Origin of the sequence: Hansschlegelia beijingensis (assembly GCF_045505405.1) — a bacterium.
GTDB classification, from domain to species: Bacteria; Pseudomonadota; Alphaproteobacteria; order Rhizobiales; family Methylopilaceae; genus Methylopila; species Methylopila beijingensis_A.
Map to the genome: position 1 here is coordinate 1 of NZ_JBJKEX010000330.1, position 3,393 is coordinate 3,393.

Consider the following 3,393-nt stretch of genomic DNA (forward strand, 5'->3'; position numbering starts at 1 on the left):
TGCTCACCGTGGCGCTCGAGCAGACGGTGCGCGTGCTTCGCGTGGCGGCGCTCGGCGCGCGTCGCGGGCCCGCGACGGAAGCGCGCACCCTCTACGATGACCTGTCGCCAGACGAGGCGAATGGAACGGGCTTCCGCGACGAAGCCGCCGCTCCGACGGGTCCGGAGGACGAGCCTGGCCGGTAGGGCCGCCCCGCAGGCGTAGCAGCTCCGCAGCCTGACGCTTGCGAAGCTTCCGCGGCTTCGCTACGTCGTGTGCGAGCAAGGAGACGCCGATGACCTATGTGGTCACCGATAATTGCATTCGCTGCAAGTACATGGATTGCGTGGAGGTCTGTCCGGTGGACTGCTTCTACGAAGGCGAGAACATGCTCGTCATCCATCCCGACGAATGCATCGATTGCGGCGTCTGCGAGCCGGAATGCCCCGCGGAGGCGATCAAGCCGGACACGGAGCCGGGCCTGGAATCGTGGGTCAAGCTTAACGGGGATTATGCCCGCAGCTGGCCGAACGTGACGATCAAGCGCGACCCGCCCGCTGACGCCAAGGAGTTCGACGGGGTCTCGGGCAAGCTTGAGAAGTACTTCTCGCCGGAGCCCGGCCAGGGCGACTGAGACGCGGTTCGCGGACGGCGCCGCCGGGGGCGGCACTGTTGCCCCCGTGCGTCTACTTCATTGATTTTCGCGCAGGTTCGTGCTACGTTACGGGCCAGTCAAACGAGCGCGCCACGTCGCCAGCCAAGGCGAACTTTCCGGCAATCCGAGAACTTCGGCTGACCAGACGTTGGTAGCGTCTGCGGGCGCGCGATGTCGTTTTTCTGACAGAGGCGAGCGTTGCCGGCAAGGCCGCAAACGGTCGCTCTTGAACGCGTTGGCGGGCGCTCGCCCGACCAAGTGAAGCGCTGGCGCGGCGCGTCGGCACGTGACGGAGTGCGAAGCAGGATGACCACCAAGAAGACGTCACAGAGTCGGCATGGCTTCAAGCCGTTGGAGCATGTGGTTTACCCGTCCCACGGCGTCGGCCAGATCGTCGCGATCGAGGAACAGGTCATTGCTGGTCATACGCTCGAGCTGTTCGTCATCAGCTTCGAGAAGGACAAGATGACTCTGCGCGTTCCGGTGGCGAAGGTCTCTTCGGCGGGCATGCGCAAGCTTTCGGACGACCAGCTCGTAGCCAACGCCCTCGAGACGCTGACCGGCCGCGCCCGCGTGAAGAAGACGATGTGGAGCCGCCGCGCCCAGGAGTACGAGGCGAAGATCAATTCCGGCGACCTGATCGCGATCGCCGAAGTCGTCCGCGACCTGTTCCGCGCCGACACCCAGCCCGAGCAGTCCTACAGCGAGCGCCAGCTTTATGAGTCCGCTCTCGACCGCATGATGCGGGAAGTGGCGGCGGTCCAGAAGCTTTCCGACGTCGAGGCCCAGAAGCTGATCGAAGCGCAGCTCGCCAAGGGCCCGCGCCGGGGCCGGGCCGACGAGGCCGAGCCCGAGGCGCAGGACGAGGCGGCCTGATCCGCGCAGGTCAGTCATCACGAAAGGCCCGGCTCCCCCCGGGCCTTTTTCGTTGGGGCTCTTGACGAGAGCGATGGCGGCGCCCTCGACCCGGACAAGGGGGACAACCTGTCGATCACGAAACCGTGAACGTTAATCCCAGATCGGGCGCGTCCATTTTCGGCCTTGCGGCGTTTCAGCTTCCGAAAGCCGTCGCCAACGACGGTCGCATGGGGAGTGTCGGGATGTCCCAAATGGCCGGTGTTCGTCGCCGTTTCGTCCGAGCCGCCATGGAGGCGCCGTTTCTAGAGCGCGACGAGGAGCACGATCTGGCCGTCCTCTGGAAGGATGAGGGCGACGAGCAGGCGCTGCACCGCCTCGCTGCGGCTCATATGCGTCTGGTGATCGCGATCGCCGCCCGCTTCAGGCATTACGGCCTGCCGATGCCCGACCTGATCCAGGAGGGGCATGTGGGTCTTCTCGAGGCCGCGGCGCGCTTCGAGCCGGAGCGCGAGGTGCGCTTCTCCACCTACGCGACCTGGTGGATCCGTGCCGCCATTCAGGATCACATCCTCCGGAACTGGTCGATCGTTCGCGGCGGCACCAGCTCCGCCCAGAAGGCCCTGTTCTTCAACCTGCGCCGGCTGCGCGCGCGGCTCGGCAAGAACGGCGAGACGATGGTTCCGGGGGCGCTCCACAGCAAGATCGCCGAAGCCGTCGGCGTCTCTCCCCAGGACGTCGCGCTTATGGATTCCCGGCTGTCGGGCCCCGACATGTCGCTCAACGCCCCGATGATCGACAGCGACCCGAACTCCTCGTCCGAGCGAATGGACTTCCTCGTCGACACGGCCCCCCTGCCGGACGAGACCGTGGGCGAGAGCATCGACACGGAACGCCGCGTGACCTGGCTGCGGGGCGCGCTCGACGTGCTCAACGAGCGCGAACTGAAGATCGTCCGCGCCCGCCGCCTCGCGGAGAACGCGGTGACCCTCGAGGCTCTTGGCGAGCGTCTCGGAATCTCCAAGGAACGCGTCAGGCAGATCGAGAATCGTGCGCTTGAGAAGTTGCGCCGCGCGCTGGTCGAGCGGCACCCGATGGGCGCAGCCGAAGTAAGGGTCTGACCAGCTTGATCCAAAGAAAAAGGGCGGAGCTCAGCTCCGCCCTTTTTCTTTTCACGCCGTCTGCCGATCAGCGAGCCGCCGGCAGATCAGCGACCTGCCGGACCGCGAGCGGCTCCCTTACTGTTCCGCCGGCGCCGCCGCGGCCGCCGGAGCCGCGCCCCAAGCCGCGAAGGCGTCGTTGAAAGCCTGCGTGCCCGGAACGCCCTTCTCCAGCGTCAGCACCGCGCGACGGCCGTTGTCGTAGAGGATCGGGATGTCGACCCAGCCACGGTCACGCAGCAGTTGCTCGTTGACCGAGCGCTCCGTCTCCAGGTTCGACAGGCCGATGAGGAAGAAACCGTTGGTGACGCGGACCGAGAGGCCCGACACGGCGGCTCCCCGGGCGGATTCGTCGGCCTTCATCAGAACGCCCGGAACATTGGTGATGCCGGCGTTCGGGAAGTCCTCCGGCAGCTTGAACTGCAGCTCGATGGTGTGGCTCGCCGGAAGCGTCGCATCCATGTTGCGCCGGATGATGACGGTCGCGCGGACCTTGCGGGCCGGAATGTCGACGTCGCCACGTATCGCGGTCTCGAGCGGCTGGTTCTGGCCGCCGCTTACGGACTCGGTCCGCCAGACCACAGTGCCCGGAACGGCCTCGCCCGACTGCTGGTTGGGACCTTCCTCGTAGAGGGTCGCGGCGCCTTCCTGTTCCGCTACGGCGACAACTTCTACAATTTCGAGGGTCTTCGGACCTACAAGTCGAAGTTCGATCCGGTCTGGGAGCCGCGTTATCTCGCCTGC

General features: G+C 66.2%; 5 protein-coding genes and 1 pseudogene. 5 read left to right on the plus strand and 1 reads right to left on the minus strand.

The window, feature by feature from the left end:
• From ACIKT0_RS15405 to ACIKT0_RS15420, 4 genes and pseudogenes are all read left to right on the plus strand, one after another.
• A pseudogene (locus ACIKT0_RS15405) lies at nucleotides 1–185 on the plus strand (RNA-binding S4 domain-containing protein); the annotation flags it as partial.
• An 89-nt stretch (nucleotides 186–274) separates the two neighbouring features.
• Nucleotides 275–613 (plus strand): ferredoxin FdxA, encoded by a 339-nt coding sequence (gene fdxA / locus ACIKT0_RS15410; protein ID WP_407106205.1) that lies wholly within the window; start codon nucleotides 275–277, stop codon nucleotides 611–613.
• 327 nt (nucleotides 614–940) lie between these two features.
• Nucleotides 941–1,510, plus strand: a complete 570-nt coding sequence (locus tag ACIKT0_RS15415) for a CarD family transcriptional regulator (RefSeq protein WP_407106207.1) — start codon at nucleotides 941–943, stop codon at nucleotides 1,508–1,510.
• 224 nt (nucleotides 1,511–1,734) lie between these two features.
• Nucleotides 1,735–2,610 carry an RNA polymerase factor sigma-32 gene (locus ACIKT0_RS15420; protein WP_183394543.1) on the plus strand — a complete coding sequence of 292 codons (876 nt, stop codon included), beginning with the start codon at nucleotides 1,735–1,737 and terminating at the stop codon, nucleotides 2,608–2,610.
• Nucleotides 2,611–2,727: 117 nt separating this feature from the next.
• Here the strand turns inward: ACIKT0_RS15420 and ACIKT0_RS15425 are convergent, their stop codons facing one another.
• Nucleotides 2,728–3,111 (minus strand): hypothetical protein, encoded by a 384-nt coding sequence (locus ACIKT0_RS15425; RefSeq protein ID WP_407106209.1) that lies wholly within the window; start codon nucleotides 3,109–3,111, stop codon nucleotides 2,728–2,730.
• On the opposite strand from ACIKT0_RS15425, the gene ACIKT0_RS15430 reads away from it, so the two are divergent.
• The coding region (locus ACIKT0_RS15430) for a phosphatidylglycerol lysyltransferase domain-containing protein (RefSeq protein ID WP_407106210.1) at nucleotides 3,085–3,393 on the plus strand (309 nt) is incomplete at its 3' end. The two genes, ACIKT0_RS15425 and ACIKT0_RS15430, sit on opposite strands and share 27 nt — an antisense overlap.

Bases quoted from the DNA above. Each gene is read 5' to 3' on its own strand.
- fdxA (WP_407106205.1), top strand. From the start codon at position 275: ATGACCTATGTGGTCACCGATAATTGCATTCGCTGCAAGTACATGGAT.
- ACIKT0_RS15415 (WP_407106207.1), top strand. From the start codon at position 941: ATGACCACCAAGAAGACGTCACAGAGTCGGCATGGCTTCAAGCCGTTG.
- ACIKT0_RS15425 (WP_407106209.1), bottom strand. From the start codon at position 3,111: ATGGATGCGACGCTTCCGGCGAGCCACACCATCGAGCTGCAGTTCAAG.
- ACIKT0_RS15420 (WP_183394543.1), top strand. From the start codon at position 1,735: ATGTCCCAAATGGCCGGTGTTCGTCGCCGTTTCGTCCGAGCCGCCATG.